This is a genomic window from Pseudomonas sp. PA15(2017) (assembly GCF_001945395.1).
Lineage (GTDB): Bacteria > Pseudomonadota > Gammaproteobacteria > Pseudomonadales > Pseudomonadaceae > Aquipseudomonas.
On record NZ_MSXV01000055.1, the window covers coordinates 60,386 to 60,732 of the forward strand.

Sequence of the window (347 nt, forward strand, 5' to 3'; positions counted from 1 at the left end):
CAAGAACATGCCGTCGCTGCCGCGCGCCTCGATGGCCGAGATCCTCACCGCCGGGCGCAAGGCCGGCTGGGGCCTGCTGCTGATCGTGATCATCCTCGGCGGCATCTACTCGGGCATGTTCACGCCGACCGAAGCGGCAGCCGTGGCGGCGGTGTACGCGGCCTTCGTGGCGATCTTCATCTACAAGGACATGACCATCCGCGAGTGCCCGAAGGTGTTCGTCGAGGCCGGCAAGCTCAGCGTGGTGCTGATGTTCATCATCGCCAACGCCATGCTGTTCGCCCACGTGCTGACCACCGAGCAGATCCCCCAGTCGATCACCGCCTGGGTCGTCGAGCAGGGCTTCA

1 protein-coding gene is annotated in these 347 nt (G+C 65.4%); it reads left to right on the forward strand.

Features of this window, described 5'->3' with window-relative positions:
- Window positions 1–347, forward strand: a 347-nt coding sequence (locus BVH03_RS26985; protein WP_256574766.1) for a TRAP transporter large permease subunit, incomplete at both ends; no start/stop codon positions are given.